An 18,413-nucleotide genomic window follows, 5' to 3' on the forward strand; every position below is an offset into this window, starting at 1 on the left:
GTTTCCTTTCATTTTTTGGCGACTATTTGAAACAGCAAACTTGTGGTCGTCAAGGTGACGCTGCCAGCTAAACCAAGCCAAAAGCCCAACAATGGGCTATACGCCGAAGCATTGACGAAGGCTCCAAAACCAAAGGTTGCCAAAATTGCGATGCCTGCCATTCCAGAGAAGAGTGTGCCAAGTGCCCAACGCCGGTTTTGGCTCATCAAGCAAGCTATAGCACATAAAAATGCAAGCATGACGACAATTGCATACGCATAACTTAGGCTTGTCCATAAAGCTGGCCATTCAGGGTTAGGCTGGCGGATGTTGCTAAGCACGTGAAAACCTTGTCCATCGCGGTCACGTTCAGCTAAAGCTATGCCGAGTGAGGCGACCATTAGAAGCGCATCCATGAAGATTGAAGCCCCAAAGGCTATCTGGTTGGTGCGTTTTTTGGCTTGGATTTGGGTTAATTGTTTGCCACAATAGGGGCAACTAGCGCTAACCGTTGCTAGGGTCATGGCGCAAGCTGGACATTGCATCATAGGCTCCTCGATTGAGTTGAGAGCTGTATTATATAATTTTAACAACCATCAATGCTAGCCAAAAGTGACCCTAAAAAACAGATGCTACCTTATAAAGGCAGCATCTGGAACGCTTGAGCTAAAGTAGCAACTAATCAAAAGCTGAAAAGATAAGATCAAAGATTGCTGCCATAATGCTCAAAGCAGCCCGAATTGAAACCATTACGATCGTGAGAATAATGTTCATAAGCACATACCTCCTAACGTTGTGTAACACGTAGTTGCTGACACATACGTTAGATGTATTTGGTTATGTTTTTTTCAATGGCTGATTCAGGCTTGAAAATATTCCCAAATTACCCGATGGGTTACAGCGCGAAAGCGACCCCAATCTTGCCAATTGCCTGCAATTTCGTGGTCTTCGCTACCGCTTAGGCTTTCGAGTTGCGTCGCTAGCGTTGGTAGATCGGCGACCTGTGGAAAGCCAAAAGCTGCGACTTGCTCCGATTCGTCTACTGCCCCCAAGGTGCCGCCCAATTCGCGCAGCAAAAAGCCAAAGGTATAAAACGTTGGGCTTGGGCTGTTGGTTGGGCGATAGCTGACCGCCGCCAAAAAGCGCTCGACTTGGACATCTAAACCAGTTTCTTCGGCGGTTTCGCGCAACAATGCCTCGTACACTGGCTCGTCGTAATTGATGCCGCCAGTTAATAAGCGAAAGCAATTGGTGGGATAATAGGCTTTGCGGGCGCTGATTAAACTGCCATCAGGCCGTTGCACCACCATACAAACCTCGCCATAACGGTCGGATTTGCCAAATGGCGCAAACAAGCCTTTGACGTTAATCGCTTGTTCTGCTGGGCTAGCAGGATACTCACCATCGGGCAAAACCAAGGCTACTTGGTGTACGTGCGGCACGCCAAACCGTGCAACTAAATCGGCTAATTCTGCGCCAACTTGGTTGGAAAGTTGAAATTGCTCGAACATATAACGATCTCCTGCACAACAAAAAACCTGCTTCAGTATAGAAGATTAGGCAAGCCATGCGCATAGGCCCAAACCGCTTCTTGCCAACAATCTCAACTCGCAGTATAGTGCGCGCTATGACACGAGTATTAATTACTGGCGCAACTGGCTTTGTTGGCCAACATCTTGTTCGCTATTTGCAGCAAGCAACCACCTGGGAACTATGGGCTTTGGGGCGTACAGCACACCCAGAACTCCCAACGGTGCTGGCTGATCTGCTTGATCGTTCGGCGGTAGAAACGGCGGTGGCAAATGCGGCTCCCGATTTGGTGGTGCATTTAGCTGCTCAATCGGCGATTCCGCAATCGTTTCGCGACCCAGCAGGCACATTCAATAGCAATGTGCTTGGTCAATTACACCTGTTTGAGGCGATCAAGGCTGCTCAGCTTGATCCGCTGGTGCTGGTGGTTGGCTCGAATGCGATGTATGGTATGGCCCATCGTTCGGGCTTGCCAGCAGATGAACAGACCATGCTCTGCCCAGCCGATCCGTATGCTGTTTCTAAGGCAGCCCAAGATTTGCTGGCGGGCCAATGGTGGTATAGCCATGGCCTGAAGGTGATTCGTGCTCGGCCATTTAACCATACTGGCCCTGGCCAACGCGCCGATTTTGTGGTGCCAGCGTTTGCCCAGCAAATCGCGCGCATTGAAGCAGGCTTGCAGCCGCCGGTGATTCAAGTTGGCAACCTCTCGCCCCAACGCGATTTTAGCGATGTGCGCGATGTTGTCCGCGCCTATCACTTGCTGCTTGAACGAGCGCAGCCTGGCGAGATTTATAATATTGGTGTCGGTCAGAGTGTCTCAATTCAGTCAATTCTTGATAGCCTCATTGCACTCAGTGGCCAAACGATAACGGTCGAAGTTGATCCTCAACGCTTGCGTCCGGTTGATGTGCCAATTGTGGCCTGCGACGCGACCCGTTTGCGCAGCCAAATCGGGTGGGAGCCGCACTATCGCCTTGAAGATACTCTGCGTGATATTCTGCATGAATGGCGCGGCCACGTTGCTAGCGAGGTCGAGAGAGTTGGCTCCCACAATAACGAAACATAGAGGATTAACGATATGGATATTTTAGTGCTTGCCGGTGGAACTGGCTCGCGCTTGTGGCCACGCTCACGGCGCACCAAGCCCAAGCAGTTTTTACCCTTGCTTTCAAATCGCACCATGCTCCAAGAAACGGTCGATCGCGTGCGACCGTTGATGGAAGAAGGTCGCGTCTTTGTGGTAACTGGCTCGGATTACGAGGAATTAATTCGCGAGCAGTTGAGCGAAGTGCCACGCAATAACGTCATTTTAGAGCCAAGTGGTCGAGGCACGGCTTCGGCAATTGGCTTGGCTGCGATCCACATGCGGCGCTCGGCTCCCGATGCTGTGATGGCGGTGCTGAGTGCTGATCACTTGATTTTGCGCAATGAAGCGTTTCGCCAAGCCTTGCAAGCCGCCGAAGTTGCCGCCCGCGAAGGCTATTTGGTCACGTTGGGGGTAAAACCATCGTTTGCCAACACCGGCTATGGCTATATTCAATGTGGCGAGCTGATTACCGAAGCGCATGATCATAAAATTCATCGCGTGCAGCGCTTTGCAGAAAAGCCCGACCAAGATACTGCCGAGCGCTATTTGGCGCAAGGCAATTATTTTTGGAATGCTGGGATTTTTGTGTGGCAAACCAAAACCTTCCTTGATGCGATTGGCCGCCACATGCCCGAATTGCGCAATCAGCTCAATCAAGTGCAAGCGTCGTTTGGCAAATCGCGCTACCACGACACCTTGGCCCAAGTTTGGGATAATGTCGAAAATATCACGGTTGATTATGGCATTATGGAGCGTGCGCCAAATGTGGCGGTTGTGCCAGTTGATATTGGCTGGAGCGATGTTGGCGATTGGCATACGTTGACAACGTTGATGAGCGACGACGATTCGGCAAATGTCGTGATTGGCCCACACGTCGAGGTTGATACCAAATCGACCTTGATTTACAGCGATTCAGGCCGCATGATCGCCACGATTGGGCTTGATGGCTTTTTGGTTGTCGATACAGGCGATGCCTTGCTAATCGCGCCGCGCGATCGGGCCCAAGATGTCAAGAAAATTGTTGATCAGTTGCGGACTGAAGGCCGCAATGATGTGTTGTAAGCTATAATTGAGCGTGCACGGCAGCAGGTGGTTAGCGATAACCAAACCACTGCCGTGCTTTTATTGAAAGCAGATCTATGCGTGCAGTTATTTTAGTTGGTGGATTGGGCACTCGGTTGCGGCCATTGACCAACCAGCTTCCCAAGCCGTTAGTGCCAATTGCTGGCGAAGCCCTGATGAGCCGAACCTTGCGCCGTTTACAGCGGCAAGGTGTGCGCCATGTGATTTTGGCAGTGCAATATTTGGCCGAACAATTTTTGGCAGCCTATGGCGATGGCTCGGCATTTGGGCTGGATTTGCAAATTGTGCAAGAACCAGAGCCATTGGGCACGGCTGGCGCAGTGCGCTATGCGCTGGCCCAAACCAAGCTGCTTGAGGCTGGGCCGATTTTGGTGCTGAATGGCGATGAATTGACCGATTTTGATGTGGCTCAGCTTTGGCAAGCCCATGCGCAATCTGCTGGCGTGGCAACAATTGCGGTGCGCGAGGTTGCTGATACCTCAGCGTTTGGCGTGGTTGCTAGCGACGAACAGCAACGAGTCTATGCCTTTCAAGAAAAACCTGCGCCAGGCACGGCGCTTGCCAATACGATTAATAGCGGAGCCTATGTGTTTGCGCCAGCAGCCTTGGCCCAGATTCCAGCCCACGGCTTTGCAATGCTCGAACGCGATCTCTTCCCCACGTTGTTGGCGGCTCAAGCGCCAATTTATGCCTACCAACACAACGCCTATAGCCAAGATATTGGGACGCTGGCGGGCTATTTAGCGGCCAACGAAGCAGTGTTGATGGGTCGTTTGCCCCAAGAACTAGTGCATGGCATACAATATGCAGCAGGAGTGTGGGCTGCGGCTGATGCTCAAATCAGCCCTAGTGCGCAATTAATCGCCCCGATTATGCTCGGTAGCGGCTGTGTGGTTGGTGAGCAGGCCCGACTTGAACGGGTGGTCGCTTGGGAACGTGTTACAATTGAGGCCGCTGCAAGCTTAACCAATGTCGCTCTTGCCAGTGATGTGCTCATTGCCCACCATGCAACTGTTGAAGGTCTTGCCCTTGGTTAATACCATTCCAATCAACGCATCCAATTCGCTATTTCATTTGGATTGACGAGCGATCGTCAGCAATCTCTTTTCGTGGGAACCCAATTTCAATCGCAAGCTCAGGAGCGTGTATGGCATCAGCAATCAAATTTGGCACCGACGGTTGGCGAGCAGCAATCGCTGAAGAGTATACCTTTGACAATGTGCGCATTGTTACCCAAGCCGTTGCAGATTATCTGCATGAGTCGGGCTTAGCCCCGCGTGGGTTGGTGGTTGGTTATGATACTCGTTTCGGTTCCGAGCGCTTCGCCGCCGCCACCGCCGAGGTGCTGGCTGCCAATGGTATTCACGTCTACTTAACCGAAAAAGCTACCCCAACTCCAGTCGTTTGCTGGAGCATTCTTAGCAAAAAAGCTGGTGGTGCTGCGATCATCACTGCTTCACATAATCCGCCAAGCGACAACGGCTACAAATATAAGCCAGAATATGCTGGCTCGGCCTCGCCCGAAGTTATCGCTCGCTTGGAAGATCGTTTAGAAAAAGCTCCGGTCAAGCGCATGGCCCTGCGCGAAGCAGAAAAACAAGGCTTGGTCGAACGCATCAACGGCACGCCCGATTATGTGGCCCAAATCAAGCAAATGGTCGATCTCGAAGCAATCAAACGCGAAGGCTGGACGATTATCAACGATGCGATGTATGGCGCTGGCGCTGGTTTCTTGCCATTATTGCTTGATGGCGGCCAAACCAAAGTTGTGCCCATCAACGATACCCGCAACCCGTTGTTCCCTGGCATGCGCTCGCCCGAGCCAATCGACGACAATTTAACCAAGCTTAAAAATGTGGTTAAACAAAGCGGAGCCTTTGCTGGCTTGGCCTACGACGGCGATGCTGATCGGGTTGGCTTGGTCGATGAAAAAGGTAAATTCGTCGATCAGCTGCGGGTGTTTGGCTTGCTGACCTATTATTTATTGGAAGTTAAAGGCTGGCGCGGCCCAATCGTCAAGTCGCTTTCAACCACCTCGATGGTCAATCGCTTGGCCGAGCTTTACAATGTGCCAATTTATGAAACGCCGGTTGGTTTCAAGCACATCGGCCCCAAGATGATCGAATCGAATGCGATTATTGGCGGCGAAGAATCTGGTGGTTTTGCGTTTGCCAAACACTTGCCAGAACGTGATGGCATTTTGTCGTCGCTGCTGTTGCTCGATTTATTCTTGAAGCGTGGCAAAACGCCCAGCGAAACCATGGAAGAATTGCTTAACAAAGTTGGTCCGCACTTCTACGACCGGATTGATATTACCTATCCCGCCGAGCAGCGCGATACAATTCTCAAACGGGTTGATGCAGCACGGCCCGATGCCTTGGCTGGCCTAACCGTCAATTCAATCAATACCCAAGGTGGCTACAAATATTATCTGCAAGATGGCAGCTGGCTGTTGATTCGCTTCTCTGGTACCGAGCCATTGTTGCGGATTTACACCGAAACCCGTTCGCCAGAGTTAGTCGAAAAACTCTTGGCTGAAGGCCGGGTCATCGCTGGAGCCTAAGCTTTTGTTGGAATGAAACCGCATAAGTTTAGCTGAAACCGCGAAGGACACGAAGTGCACGAAGGTTGAATTAGTTGGAAGCTTGAAGTTTATACAAATTTCAGCGAACCACTTAACTAAATCTTAGCGATCTTCGCGTCCTTCGCGGTTTAACGACAAGAAAAAGGCCAGAGCATTGTGCTCTGGCCTTTGTGTTCTTCGTGGATCAAACCAAACTTAGTCGATGAATTGGGTAATTTTTTCGACTTCGTGGCGGTGGTGTGGGTAGCCTTCTTCAGCGGCAACGCCCAATGATACCAAGCCAGCCAATTGAACGTGAGCTGGCAAGCCCAAGATTTCTTTGACTTGAGCTGGATCAAAGCCCAACATCAATGAGGTGTCGTAACCCAATGAGCGAGCCACCAATGAGAGATAGCCAAGCGCGATGTTGGTTTGGCCCAAGCCCCAAGCTTCTTTTTCTTCTTGGCTGCGATGAGCGAAAGCACCCAAAACGCCATCGATTGCGCCTTGGCGTTGTTCTGCTGGCACGCCTGGGTGAATCACATCGGCGAGGTTGGCCAAGGCATCGGTGGTGTCGCTATAGACAGCAATTACAACTGGAGCGCTGCCGACTTGGCCTTGACCATAAGCAGCTGCTTGCAATTTGTCTTTGACTTCTTGGTTGCGCACAGCAACGAAGCGCCATGGTTGGATGTTCCACGCTGAAGGAGCTTTGCCGGTCAATTCCAAAATGGTTTTGAGGTCGGCTTGGCTCACTTGATCATTGGTATATTTACGAACTGAGCGGCGGCTGGTAATTGCATCGGCGACGCTCAAAACATTGTTTACGGCTGGCTGAGTCATTGGTCTAAGCTCCTAGAAAATAGTGCAGCACCATCGTCTGGGCTGCGTCTGCTGTATCTGTAACTATCATAATTACATATTGTCCTTGGATTTATCTATTGGTGCGTCCTTTGGCTCGTCCCAAGCGCGGTTCATGCTGTCCTAATTGCTGGCAATTTCAGGCAATTTGCTGGTTTTGGGGTACAATCCTTGCGATATGTGTTGGTTCTAAGGAGGAATTATGAGCGATATTAAACAACTATTGAGCAATGCCAAAACGATTGCTGTGGTGGGCCTGAGCAACAAACCAGATCGGGCGAGCTATGGCGTTGCCGAATATATGCAACGCGCTGGCTATCGGATTATTCCAGTTAATCCGGTGTTGACCGAGCCTGTGCTTGGCGAGCAACCAGTGGCTTCCTTGAGCGACATCAAAGAGCCTATCGATATTGTCGATATTTTCCGCCGCGCCGAAGATGTGCCACCAGTTGTTGAAGAAGCGATTGCGGTTGGCGCTAAGGCAATTTGGATGCAACTTGGCATCGTCAATCAAGAAGCCGCTGCCGCTGCCGAAGCCGCTGGCTTAGAGGTTGTGATGGATAAATGCATTAAAGTCGAGCATATGCAGCAGTTGTAATATTTAGGGGTTGGGGCTTTTCAAGGGTTGGTTTTAACAATTAATCTGATGTGGAGCATGCCCTCACCCCCCAGCCCCCTCGCCCACTGAACGCGGGCGAGGGGGAGCCGCCCTTACACACCGATGAATTACGAACGAACCACGGGTTAAAGCCCCTCGCCCGCGCACGGGAGAGGGGTTGGGGTGAGGGGATCTTAACCCCTATCTGCACCACGGAAGAGCAACGATGGCTATAGGCTAGCGGAACATTGCTTTGAAATGCACAAATTCCTTTGGCCAAAAGCCAATAGCCTAGAGCCAAGTCCCCTTCGTGTCCTTCGTGGATCAAAAATTCCAACCCCCAATCCCCGACCCCCAAAATATCAAGTTTGCGGTACAATAAACTATCGTGTTCTTCACTTATGTCTTGTTGAGCTATGCTAAATTTAACTTATGATGTGGTCGTTGTTGGCGGTGGGCATGCGGGCTGTGAAGCGGCTTTGGCTGCTGCACGCATGGGTTCGCAAACCCTCTTGCTAACGATCGATCTCGATAAATTGGCGCACATGTCGTGCAATCCATCAATTGGTGGCCCCGCAAAAGGCAACTTGGTGCGCGAAATTGATGCACTTGGTGGCGCGATGGGGGTCATTACCGACCGTACCTTGATTCAAATTCGGCTGCTGAATGAAACCAAAGGCCCTGCTGTGCAAGCCTTACGCGCCCAAAGCGACAAGCGTTTGTATGCCAAGGCCATGAAAGAGTTTCTGGAAGCCCAGCCAAATTTAGCGCTCAAACAAGCCATGGTTGAGCGCATTATCCCCTTGGCTGATCAAGCTGATGGGGCCAATTTTGCCGTCGAAACCCAAACTGGTTGGCAATATCGCGCCAAGGCTTTGGTCTTGACCACGGGCACGTTTTTGCGTGGCCGCGCCATCACTGGCGAAGCGATTATTCCTGCTGGCCGCATGGGCGAGCAACCAGCGGTCAATCTTTCGAGTGATTTGAGCCAGTTGGGCTTTCCATTGGTGCGCTTGAAAACTGGCACGCCGCCACGGATCGACGCGCGAACGATTGATTTTACTGGGCTAGAAGTGCAGCCAGGCTCCAGCACGCCACTGTATTTTTCGTTTAATTACGATGGTCAGCGGCCCGAAAGTTTGGTGCATGGCCCGCCCAACCCAATTTACCCAGAGCCAATGCTTGATGGCTGGCGACCTCAATTGCCCTGCTATCACATTTACACCACGCCCGAATTCCACCAGCATATCCGCGACAATTTGCATCGCGCACCGATGTTTAGCGGCGTGATCGAGGGCGTTGGGCCACGCTATTGCCCATCAATCGAAGATAAAATTGTGCGCTTTGCCGATAAAGAATCGCATGGCTTTTTCCTTGAGCCAGAGGGCTGGGAAACGCTCGAAATCTATGTGCAAGGCTGCAATACTTCGTTGCCAGAAGATGTGCAATGGGCTATGTTGCGTTCGATTCCTGCTCTGCGCAAGGTCGAAATTATGCGGGTTGGCTATGCGATTGAGTATGATGCGGTCGCGACTGGCGAAATTAACGCCTCGCTCGAAGCCAAACGCTTGCCACATCTCTTTTTTGCTGGCCAAATTAACGGCACAACTGGCTATGAAGAAGCTGGCGCACAAGGCTTGATGGCGGGGATTAACGCTGCTTTGAAGGTTGCTGGGCGTGCGCCATTTATTTTGCGCCGCGACCAAGCCTACATTGGCGTTATGATCGACGATTTGGTGACCAAAGAAATTCGCGAGCCATATCGCATGTTTACCTCGCGGGCTGAACATCGCTTGTTGCTGCGAGGCGATAATGCTGATCTGCGGCTCACGCCATTGGCTGCTGAGCTTGGCTTGGTTAGTGCCGAACGCGCCGAGCAAGTCGAACGCAAACAATGGGCGATCGATCAAACCACCCAACAATTGCGTGGTTTGCGCTACACCCCGAGCGCTGAAACCAATGGCCGCCTGCAAAATGCAGGCATTGATCCATTGTTGCAGCCAGCTTCAGGCGAAGATATTCTACGGCGGGTCGGGGTCAAGTACGCTCAGTTGGCCGAAGTTCAGCCTGATCTGCCAGCGGTTGAGGCCGATGTTGCCGAGCAAGTTGAGCTGAGCGCCAAATATGCGGTCTACATTGCCAAAGAGCAAGCCTCGGTTGAGCGAGTGCGCAAAATGGAAGATCGGCGTTTGCCTGCCGATTTAGATATTGAGGCGATTCCTAGCTTGCGGATCGAAGCGCGCCAAGTGCTCAAACGCTTCCGCCCAGCGACCTTGGGTCAGGCTTCACGTTTGTCGGGCATCAATCCCGCCGATATTGCCCACTTGCTGATTCACCTCGAACGCCGCGAACGGGCGACGGTGGAGTAGGCGCTAGGGGCCAGTGGTCAGGGTCTAGGGATTAGGCAGTTTTAACCACGAAGAACGCGAAGCGCACGAAGATTTAGTATCTGGGAAGCTTGAAATGTATACAAATTTCAGCAAACCACTTAACTAAACCTTAGCGATCTTCGCGTTCTTCGTGGTTTCGTTCTACGTTTTGTAGATTAATCGATTAACTGCGGTCGGAATTTATAGCCATACACCAATAAATCGTCCTCGCCGACCTTGCCCCAACTGCGAGTCACTGTTTCCATCGCCATGCCAATGTGCAACTCGCTTGGTTCGCAATCGGTCAATTGGGCCGTGATCAGACAGCCATCTGCCAGCTTGATGATGCCAACAATTACAATTGGCTCATGGTCAAATTCGCTGCGATTGCTGCGCTGCGCCGTCCACGAAAAAAGTTCGCCAGTCTTGGCCAATTGATACGGCTGCCAAGCATCATTGGCCTCGCCCAATTTGGCTGGCTGAGCCGGAAAGCGCACCCGACCATCGCTGTGGCGTTGGCCTTCGAGGCGGTAGCGTTGGCCTTTGAGCCGCCATTGTTTTGGTAGATTCATCGCTTAAACCTCTGCTACTTGCAAAATGTGGGTCACGGCGGTTGCGCCAACGCCGCCCAAACATTGGGTCAGCGCGGTTTTGGCCTTGGCAACTTGGTTGGCTCCTGCTTGACCGCGCAATTGGGCTACAACTTCGACCACTTGATAGACTCCGGTTGCGCCGCCAACATCGCCGCGCGCTTTATAGCCGCCAGCGGTTGCGAGCGGTAATGCGCCGTCTTTGCTAATTACGCCTTCGGCGGCTAATTGGGTAGCTTGGCCGCGTTCTGCATAGCCCAAGGCTTCCAAACTGAGCGCTGCGGCAATTCCATGGGGGTCGCTTAATTCGATTAAATCAATTGCATTGCGATCGATTTTGGCTTGTTGCAAGGCCTTCGTGCCACTAACCGCTGCTGCTTCAAGCCACAACAGATCGGGGCGTTGCGCCAAGGCCAGGTTGCTGCTGCTGCTGGCGCTGCCCACAATTGCGATTGGCTGGGCTACTTCGCGGGCATAGCGTTCGCTAACTAACACCACTGCTGCTGCACCATCGGCAACCGTTGAACAATCAAGCATATTCAATGGCTCGGCAATTTGGCCTGCATTGGCCCATTTTTGGGCATTAATTGCAAAGCGATAGAGCGCATTGCGATTGCCCGCGCCATTGGCATGCGCATTGATCGCAAATGGAGCTAGAGCGGTGGCTGGCAGTTGATATTCATGCAAATAGCGTTGCATTAACAGCGCCCAGCCGCCAGTTAATGTTAGGCCAACGGCGCGTTCAAGCTCGCCATCTAGGCCCAAGGCCAAGGCTGCTTGCACGGCAGCATCGAGCTTGTCGGTGGCTTTTTCGACACCAAGCACCACAACAACATCTGCTTGGCCGCTAGCAATGGCCAAATAGCCTTGGCGCAAGGCCAACGCGCCACTGGCTCCGGCGGCTTCAACCCGCAGTGCTTCGCAGTTCAAACCAGCTGCGCCAGCGATATACGCGCCAAGTTGGCTTTGCTCGCTGAGCGTATCGCCAAGCGCATTGCCAACATACAAGGCTTCAATCAAACGAGGATCAAACGAACCAACCGCGCCATGCAGCGCCTCTAAAGCCAAATCGAGCAACGAACGATCGTAATGTTCGCGAACGGCGGTACAGGCTGCGCCTGCAATAAAAACCTGTTGCATTGCACCTACACCTTTACTCAACAATTTTGCCACGCCACTTGGCATAGGTGGCATAATCGATTAATTGCCGGCGTTTGAGATAGGCACTGGTGCGTGGCGCTAAATTTCGCGCAGCCTCCAGCGCTTCAGTTACCACCAACGAATAGGCATCGCTGCCAGCACCGCTGCCATACGAGGCCAGCAAAATGCGGTCGCCAGCTTGGGCAACATCGAGCACTGCACACAAGCCAATCATCGAAGCTGCCGAATAGCTGTTGCCAATTTCGCCCGCCAACAAGCCTGCTTGGCATTGTTCAGGCGTAAAGCCAACTTGTTTAGCCACAGTTTGGGGAAACTTCACGTTGGGTTGATGAAAGACAGCATATTGATAATCGGCGGCAGTGCGGCCTAATTCGGCCAACAATTGCTTGGCAGCAGTGCTGACATGGTGAAAATAGGCTGGTTCGCCGGTGAAGCGATTGCCATGCATCGGGTAGGGCCGATCGGCGCGGCGAAAGAAATCGGGGGTGTCGGAAACATACGAAAGCGTTGCTTCGATTGTGGCGAGCGCTTGTTGGACAGGGCCAACGATCAACGCTCCGGCAGCGGCGGCGGCGGTATATTCCAAGGCATCGCCTGGGCGACCTTGGGCCGTATCAGCGCCAATCGCCAGCACATAATCGGCCATGCCACTGCCAACCAAGCCCATGCCTGCGCTCAAGGCTTCGGTGCCAGCTTTGCAGGCAAATTCCCAATCGGCGGCGCTGATCCAGCGCGATGTGCCGAGTGCTTCGGCAACGATTGTGCCGCTTGGCTTGACGCTATAGGGGTGGCTTTCGCTGCCAACCCAAACAGCGGCTAATTGTTGCGGGTCGATTTGGGCGCGCTTGAGGGCATTGCGGCCAGCTTCAATCGCCATCGTAATCGTATCTTCATCGGGGCCGGGCACGCTTTTTGATGTAATTGGCAATGCTCCTTCGCTAGCGGCCCAGACGCGGGCAATTTCTTGGGCTGCAATGCGATAGCGCGGAACATATGCTCCATACCCAACGATCCCAACTGGACGTTCAGGTTGACGCATGAGTTTGTCCTTTCAACAATGGTTGGTGCAGCGTTGCAACCGCTAGCGGCATTGCCAGCTCAATTTCTGCTAGCACTCTAGCACGCTGAAGCTGCCAAAACCTGTCAAGCCAGCCATAAAAGCTTGATGAAAACTCTCAACTTGCCCCAAGCTGTGGTATGCTGCGCAAAATGACGAGCTGCAATTGCCCAATTAGTGCGAGCTATTGTATGTATTACGAATATCACCATGAGCAAAATCTGATTGTTATGACCGCCGAAATGGAGCTTGGTTTTTCGACTTCAACTGGGATGTTGACGCTACTGCGTCGCCCCAACCAAGCCAACATTCTGAATATTGGTAGCGTGGGCATGTCGGTCGATGTGCAACTGGCCGATGGTTGGGTCAGCGAGTCGCATTTTCCGCGCTATCTCAGCCATCATGGCCGCGAAGTGGCGGGCGTAACTGAGTTGACAATCAACATTGGCTTGGGCTTTTTGCGCATCAGCGATACCTTGCAAATTACGGGAACTTTGATTCGGCGTTCGGTTGCCGTAACCAACAGCGGCGGCAATGAGGCGCGTGTGCATTGGGTACGGCTCAGTTGGCCCTACGCTCGCGTTGGTAGCTATAGCGAAGCGCGTTTTGAAGCGCCAAGCAATAGTTTTCGCCCACGCTTGGATATTGCTGCGGTTTCAAAATTACGGCGTGACACCTTGCCCAGCCAAGCAATTGCTCCAGCAATTCGGCGTGGACGTTTATTTGAAAATGCGCCTGATCGTGGGCCTGGCTTGTTGGCCTTGCACAGCACCAGCGAAAGCGATAATTTGTTGTGTTGGTATTGGAGCAAAGATCAATCGGCATGGCCTGAGATTGATGGCAACGATTTGGCATTAACTGTTGGCCACGAGCTGGAAATTGCTGGCTGGCTGGCTCCCGATGCCACGCTGAGCGGCGGCACTCAATATTGTATGTTGGTACATGGCAATTGGTACGATGCGATGCATGCTTTTCATAACACCTGGCCTGTGCTGGGCGTGCGCAGCTTGGCCGATGTGCCCGATTGGGTCTGTGCGGCCAATATCTTCGAAACCCACGTTGGCTTGTGGGGTGGTTTTGCCCAATTTACCCAAGAGCTAGCTCGGTTGCGCGATTTGGGCTTCGATACGATCAACCTCATGCCAATTTGGCGCTACAACAATCTTTCGGGTAAGCCATGGGATATGAATTGGCAGGCCGCTGGCTCGCCGTATGCAATCGAAGATTTTGAGCAACTTGAGCCAACTTTAGGTACTGAAGCAGAATTCAAGGCCTTAGTTGATCAAGCCCATGCCTTGGGCATGCGCGTGCTCTGCGATTTGGTGGTGCAGGGCTGTTCGCGGACTGCGCGCTATGTTCAAGAGCGGCCAGGCTGGTTTTGCCGCGATGAGCGCGGGCGTTTGGTTTCATCGCACGGCTGGAACGATACCTACAGCTTCGATTGGGCCAATCCTGAGGTGCAAGATTTTTATGTGGATTGGACGACGCGCTTCGCCCAAACCTATCAGATTGATGGCTGGCGGGTTGATGCGCCGCATCGCAAGGAGCCAAATTGGGATCGCCGTTTGGAGCGCATGGCTGCAAGCACCTCGTTTGGCGTGTTGACGATTGTCGAGCGGATGCGTCAAGCCTTGCGCCAAATCAATCCCCAAGCTGCCTTATTGTGCGAATTATATGGCCCGTTGTTCCCAACCAACCACGATTTTGCCTATGATTATTTGGCGCACTTGATGTTTTTTCACGCTGGTTTGGGCGTGCTCTCGCCCTATGAACTTGGCGAGTGGCTCGAAGATCACTTTTTGGCCTTGCCCAAGGGCGCAATTCGGGTTTGTTTTACCGAAACCCACGATACCCGCGATGTTAACCCGATTGCCGATGCCGTGCGTGGCTCGCGGCTAGCGCGTTTGCTGATGATCGGGATGGTTGGCTGTGGCTTCGTGCCAATGCTTTGGACGGGCCAAGAAGTTGGCCAAGAAGCGTGGATCAAACAAGTATTCAATATTCGGGCCAACTACCCAATTTTGCGTCATGGCAAGCAATTATTTAATGTGATGCCCTGCGATGTGCCCTCGGTGTGGAGCGTGCTGCGGGTGTGGCACGAAGAACGTTTGGCGGTGGTGTTGAATATGGGGCCGCATCGGCGCACCGCTACCCTGAGCATGCCCGTTGATCGCATGCAGATGGCCGAAGGCGAATATCATTTGTTCGATTTAGTGCGCGAGCAAGTGCTGGAACACGCTGGGCGACGCAGCTGGCGACGTGATGATCTGTTGAATTTGACCTTGATTTTAGAGCCATTCGATAGCTTGATGCTGCATATTCGGCCTGGTTCGCCGCCTGATCCTGCTGCTGCCAAGGCTGAGCCAGCCGCAGCCCCGTCAACAACCACGCGGCGAAAAAAAGCATAGAGCATAGAGCATAGAACATAGAGCATAGAGCATAGAACATAAAATCCAGTTTGTCCCCTCACCCCCCAACCCCCTCGCCCACGAAAACGCGGGCGAGGGGGAGCCGACCGTTGTGCACCAAGAATTGCGACAAGAACCACGGGATTAAAGCCCCTCGCCCGCGCACGGGAGAGGGGTTGGGGTGAGGGAATGCCACGTTTGCCAAACCAACGAATCATTATGCCTCGCGCCAATTCCCCTTCGTGCTCTTCGTGGATCAAAAAAACGTTGCTATGGCGTTGGCGTGAGTGGAATTGGCGTGCCGTTGCCATCGAGCCATTGATGGGTTTCGAGGTTGAAGCGAAACGGTAGGCCATTGTCAGATTGAAGATCAACAAGCGGATAGGCGACTGCGGTTAGGCTGAGCACATTGGTCGTTTGGGGCGCATAATACAAAACTACTTTGCGTTGGAATCGATCTACTATAGGGTAAATGATAAGCCGAATTGATCCAACAGCCTGAGGAGATTCGCGGCCAGCCGAAATGTGAATACTTATCGTTTCATTATCGATTCGCGCGGCCCAACAGTTAGAAGTCTCAAACGTCATATCGCCATTATCACTCTCACATTCATCACCAAGCCGAATCCACGTAGGCATTACCCTTGTTGGGAGTGATTCATAGGTTTTAGCTGGCCCCATTGGATCAGCTGAGGGCAACGATTGCATGGTTTCCTCAAAATGGATTATAGCCAGATCGTGGGCTGCTTCGGCGGTAACCCGAGCAATTGCATCAGCAGGTGGCGTGTCAATCACCCACGCAAACGGGTCTTCATAAGTTGCGGTTGGTTGCGCAGTCTGTGCGCCGCTGTTGGCGATGGGAGCCAGTGGTTGAACGTTGGTTGGGGCACGATCGGGCTGGCCGCAACTTGCGAGTAGCAACAACAATCCACCAAGCATTGGCCGCATCCAGTGCTTAATCATTGGTCTCTTCCTCATAATTGGAGTCACCCTAGCCTACTGTGGCTAACCAATGCCACACAATGATAGCCAGCTGATGTAAGGATGAAGCGAATACAAGGATGAAGGATGAATTATGAGGGATGAAGGCTATAGGATAGCGGATAATTATTGGTATTTGCAATAAATTCAGCCTGTCCCCTCACCCCCCAACCCCCTCTCCCACGAAAACGCGGGCGAAGGGGAGCCGACCGTTGTGCACCAAGAATTGCGACAAGAACCACGGGATTAAAGCCCCTCGCCCGCGCACGGGAGAGGGGTTGGGGTGAGGGAATGCCACGTTTGCCAAACCAACGAATCATTATGCCTCGCGCCAATTCCCCTTCGTGTTCTTCGTGCTCTTCGTGGATCAAAAAAGAAGCATGACGTTTTAGCCACAGATTGACACAGATTTGCTCAGATTAGGATTCCCCAAAAGCCCATAGCCTATCGCCATTCCCTCCTTCGTGGTTAAATTTCATCCCTCATAATTCATCCTTCATAATTCTTCCGTTCCTCATAATTCATCCTTCATAATTCATCCCTTAGCCCTGCGGTCTTGTATGGTAAGATAAGGCAAGATTTGATTTTACTTCACGGAGGACAACGATGTCGGATCATAAGGTGTACTATAACTACATTGGCGGCGAGTGGGTGCCAGCGCGTTCGGGCAAGACCTACGAGAACCGCAACCCCGCCGATACCCGCGATGTGATTGGCATCTTCCCCGACTCTGGTGCTGAGGATATTGCCGATGCGGTTGCTGCCGCAAAGGAAGCCTACAATGCATGGCGGCTCGTGCCAGCGCCCAAGCGCGGCGAGTTGCTCTATCGGGCTTCGCAAATTCTTCAAGAACGCAAAGAGCAATATGCCAACGATATGACCCGTGAAATGGGCAAGGTTTTGGCTGAAACTCGTGGCGATGTGCAAGAAGCCATCGACATGGGCTATTTTATGGCTGGCGAAGGCCGCCGCTTGTATGGCGTAACCACGCCCTCGGAATTACCCAATAAATTCCAGATGAGCGTGCGCCAACCCTTGGGCGTGTGTGGTTTGATTACGCCTTGGAACTTCCCAATGGCCATCCCATCGTGGAAGATCTTCCCAGCTTTGATTTGTGGTAACACCGTGGTGATCAAGCCTGCTGAAGATACCCCGCTCTCAACCTACAACTTTGTGCAAGCGTTGGTTGATGCAGGCGTGCCAAAAGGCGTGGTCAATATCGTTTCGGGCCACGGCCCAAGCGCTGGCGAGCCATTGGTGCAACATCCCGATGTCAAGGTGATTTCGTTCACCGGCTCGACCGAAGTTGGCCGCCACGTCTCGACCTTGTGCGCGCAACAAGGCAAGCATGTTTCGCTCGAAATGGGCGGCAAAAACCCCATGATCATCATGGACGATGCTGATCTTGATTTGGTCTTGGCCGGCGCGGTTTGGGGTGCGTTTGGCACCACTGGCCAACGCTGTACTGCCACCTCGCGGATTATTGCGCATCGCTCAATTGTCGATGAATTGACCAGCCGTATCCAAGCAGAAGCCAAAACCATTCAAGTGGGCAATGGCTTGCTCGATGGCATGCAAATGGGGCCATCAATTAACGAAGGTCAATTGGGCGTGGTTGAAAAATACGTCAAAATTGGCCGCGAAGAAGGCGCTGAATTGGTGTTGGGCGGCGAGCGCTTGACCGATGGCGATTTGGGCCATGGCTTCTTCCACCAGCCAACCATTTTTGGCAATGTCAAACGCAACATGCGCATCGCGCAAGAGGAAATTTTCGGGCCTGTGGTTTCGATCATTCCCGTCGATAGCCTCGAAGAAGCGATTGATGTTGCCAACGACGTGCCATACGGTTTGTCATCGTCGATTTATACCCGTAACGTCAATAATGCCTTCATTGCCATGCGCGATCTCTACACTGGGATTGTCTATGTCAATGCGCCAACCATTGGGGCCGAAATTCACCTGCCCTTCGGTGGCACTAAAGGCACGGGCAACGGCAAGCGCGAAGGCGGCACGCAGGTGCTCGATACCTACAGCGAATGGAAATCGTTGTATGTCGATTACAGTGGCGGTTTGCAACGCGCCCAAATCGATAACGCCGAATAAAGCCAATTTCAACCGCGAGCCAGCTATGTGGTTGGCTCGC

15 protein-coding genes are annotated in these 18,413 nt (G+C 52.5%); 8 read left to right on the forward strand and 7 right to left on the reverse strand.

Annotated features, from left to right (window positions below):
- Window positions 1–8 precede the first annotated feature (8 nt).
- Window positions 9–524 (reverse strand): hypothetical protein, encoded by a 516-nt coding sequence (locus C5S61_RS14215; RefSeq protein ID WP_110515707.1) that lies wholly within the window; start codon window positions 522–524, stop codon window positions 9–11.
- A gap of 315 nt (window positions 525–839) precedes the next feature.
- Complete coding sequence (locus C5S61_RS14220; protein ID WP_110515708.1) at window positions 840–1,490, reverse strand: NUDIX hydrolase; 651 nt, start codon at window positions 1,488–1,490, stop codon at window positions 840–842.
- A 116-nt stretch (window positions 1,491–1,606) separates the two neighbouring features.
- Here C5S61_RS14220 and C5S61_RS14225 point away from each other — a divergent pair, with 116 nt between their 5' ends.
- The 4 genes from C5S61_RS14225 to C5S61_RS14240 all read left to right on the forward strand — a co-directional run bounded on the left by C5S61_RS14225 (window position 1,607) and on the right by C5S61_RS14240 (window position 6,245).
- Complete coding sequence (locus C5S61_RS14225) at window positions 1,607–2,578, forward strand: GDP-mannose 4,6-dehydratase (protein WP_164689486.1); 972 nt, start codon at window positions 1,607–1,609, stop codon at window positions 2,576–2,578.
- A gap of 12 nt (window positions 2,579–2,590) precedes the next feature.
- Complete coding sequence (locus tag C5S61_RS14230; protein WP_110515710.1) at window positions 2,591–3,661, forward strand: mannose-1-phosphate guanylyltransferase; 1,071 nt, start codon at window positions 2,591–2,593, stop codon at window positions 3,659–3,661.
- A gap of 77 nt (window positions 3,662–3,738) precedes the next feature.
- Complete coding sequence (locus C5S61_RS14235; protein WP_110515711.1) at window positions 3,739–4,719, forward strand: nucleotidyltransferase family protein; 981 nt, start codon at window positions 3,739–3,741, stop codon at window positions 4,717–4,719.
- A gap of 110 nt (window positions 4,720–4,829) precedes the next feature.
- Window positions 4,830–6,245 carry a phosphoglucomutase/phosphomannomutase family protein gene (locus C5S61_RS14240; protein WP_110515712.1) on the forward strand — a complete coding sequence of 472 codons (1,416 nt, stop codon included), beginning with the start codon at window positions 4,830–4,832 and terminating at the stop codon, window positions 6,243–6,245.
- A gap of 216 nt (window positions 6,246–6,461) precedes the next feature.
- Here the strand turns inward: C5S61_RS14240 and C5S61_RS14245 are convergent, their stop codons facing one another.
- Window positions 6,462–7,088, reverse strand: a complete 627-nt coding sequence (locus tag C5S61_RS14245; RefSeq protein ID WP_110515713.1) for a nitroreductase family protein — start codon at window positions 7,086–7,088, stop codon at window positions 6,462–6,464.
- A gap of 220 nt (window positions 7,089–7,308) precedes the next feature.
- Here C5S61_RS14245 and C5S61_RS14250 point away from each other — a divergent pair, with 220 nt between their 5' ends.
- Window positions 7,309–7,704, forward strand: coding sequence for a CoA-binding protein (locus tag C5S61_RS14250; protein WP_110515714.1), 396 nt, complete (start codon window positions 7,309–7,311; stop codon window positions 7,702–7,704).
- 416 nt (window positions 7,705–8,120) lie between these two features.
- Entirely contained in the window at window positions 8,121–10,073 is a 1,953-nt protein-coding gene (gene mnmG, locus C5S61_RS14255) for a tRNA uridine-5-carboxymethylaminomethyl(34) synthesis enzyme MnmG (protein ID WP_110515715.1), read from the forward strand.
- A gap of 176 nt (window positions 10,074–10,249) precedes the next feature.
- On the opposite strand, the gene C5S61_RS14260 is transcribed toward mnmG, so the two are convergent.
- From C5S61_RS14260 to C5S61_RS14270, 3 genes are read right to left on the reverse strand one after another with little or no spacing between them, the layout of a single operon-like run.
- Entirely contained in the window at window positions 10,250–10,645 is a 396-nt protein-coding gene (locus C5S61_RS14260) for a Zn-ribbon domain-containing OB-fold protein (RefSeq protein ID WP_110515716.1), read from the reverse strand.
- A 3-nt stretch (window positions 10,646–10,648) separates the two neighbouring features.
- Window positions 10,649–11,803: a thiolase C-terminal domain-containing protein gene (locus C5S61_RS14265; RefSeq protein ID WP_110515717.1), complete on the reverse strand. Its 1,155-nt coding sequence runs from the start codon at window positions 11,801–11,803 to the stop codon at window positions 10,649–10,651.
- 13 nt (window positions 11,804–11,816) lie between these two features.
- Window positions 11,817–12,863, reverse strand: a complete 1,047-nt coding sequence (locus C5S61_RS14270; RefSeq protein WP_110515718.1) for a hydroxymethylglutaryl-CoA synthase — start codon at window positions 12,861–12,863, stop codon at window positions 11,817–11,819.
- 209 nt (window positions 12,864–13,072) lie between these two features.
- On the opposite strand from C5S61_RS14270, the gene C5S61_RS14275 reads away from it, so the two are divergent.
- Window positions 13,073–15,289 carry an alpha-amylase family glycosyl hydrolase gene (locus C5S61_RS14275; protein ID WP_164689488.1) on the forward strand — a complete coding sequence of 739 codons (2,217 nt, stop codon included), beginning with the start codon at window positions 13,073–13,075 and terminating at the stop codon, window positions 15,287–15,289.
- 270 nt (window positions 15,290–15,559) lie between these two features.
- Here C5S61_RS14275 and C5S61_RS14280 read toward each other — a convergent pair whose 3' ends face one another.
- A complete protein-coding gene (locus C5S61_RS14280; protein WP_110515720.1) occupies window positions 15,560–16,252 on the reverse strand; it encodes a hypothetical protein in 693 nt (230 codons plus the stop codon).
- A gap of 624 nt (window positions 16,253–16,876) precedes the next feature.
- Here C5S61_RS14280 and C5S61_RS14285 point away from each other — a divergent pair.
- The gene (locus C5S61_RS14285) at window positions 16,877–18,373 is read left to right on the forward strand and encodes an aldehyde dehydrogenase family protein (RefSeq protein ID WP_110515722.1); all 1,497 of its coding nucleotides are present in this window, start codon (window positions 16,877–16,879) and stop codon (window positions 18,371–18,373) included.
- Window positions 18,374–18,413: the final 40 nt, after the last annotated feature.

It is taken from the genome of Herpetosiphon llansteffanensis (assembly GCF_003205875.1).
GTDB classification, from domain to species: domain Bacteria; phylum Chloroflexota; class Chloroflexia; order Chloroflexales; family Herpetosiphonaceae; genus Herpetosiphon; species Herpetosiphon llansteffanensis.

Bases quoted from the DNA above. Each gene is read 5' to 3' on its own strand.
- C5S61_RS14215 (WP_110515707.1), bottom strand. From the start codon at position 524: ATGCAATGTCCAGCTTGCGCCATGACCCTAGCAACGGTTAGCGCTAGT.
- C5S61_RS14220 (WP_110515708.1), bottom strand. From the start codon at position 1,490: ATGTTCGAGCAATTTCAACTTTCCAACCAAGTTGGCGCAGAATTAGCC.
- C5S61_RS14225 (WP_164689486.1), top strand. From the start codon at position 1,607: ATGACACGAGTATTAATTACTGGCGCAACTGGCTTTGTTGGCCAACAT.
- C5S61_RS14230 (WP_110515710.1), top strand. From the start codon at position 2,591: ATGGATATTTTAGTGCTTGCCGGTGGAACTGGCTCGCGCTTGTGGCCA.
- C5S61_RS14235 (WP_110515711.1), top strand. From the start codon at position 3,739: ATGCGTGCAGTTATTTTAGTTGGTGGATTGGGCACTCGGTTGCGGCCA.
- C5S61_RS14240 (WP_110515712.1), top strand. From the start codon at position 4,830: ATGGCATCAGCAATCAAATTTGGCACCGACGGTTGGCGAGCAGCAATC.
- C5S61_RS14245 (WP_110515713.1), bottom strand. From the start codon at position 7,088: ATGACTCAGCCAGCCGTAAACAATGTTTTGAGCGTCGCCGATGCAATT.
- C5S61_RS14250 (WP_110515714.1), top strand. From the start codon at position 7,309: ATGAGCGATATTAAACAACTATTGAGCAATGCCAAAACGATTGCTGTG.
- mnmG (WP_110515715.1), top strand. From the start codon at position 8,121: ATGCTAAATTTAACTTATGATGTGGTCGTTGTTGGCGGTGGGCATGCG.
- C5S61_RS14260 (WP_110515716.1), bottom strand. From the start codon at position 10,645: ATGAATCTACCAAAACAATGGCGGCTCAAAGGCCAACGCTACCGCCTC.
- C5S61_RS14265 (WP_110515717.1), bottom strand. From the start codon at position 11,803: ATGCAACAGGTTTTTATTGCAGGCGCAGCCTGTACCGCCGTTCGCGAA.
- C5S61_RS14270 (WP_110515718.1), bottom strand. From the start codon at position 12,863: ATGCGTCAACCTGAACGTCCAGTTGGGATCGTTGGGTATGGAGCATAT.
- C5S61_RS14275 (WP_164689488.1), top strand. From the start codon at position 13,073: ATGTATTACGAATATCACCATGAGCAAAATCTGATTGTTATGACCGCC.
- C5S61_RS14280 (WP_110515720.1), bottom strand. From the start codon at position 16,252: ATGATTAAGCACTGGATGCGGCCAATGCTTGGTGGATTGTTGTTGCTA.
- C5S61_RS14285 (WP_110515722.1), top strand. From the start codon at position 16,877: ATGTCGGATCATAAGGTGTACTATAACTACATTGGCGGCGAGTGGGTG.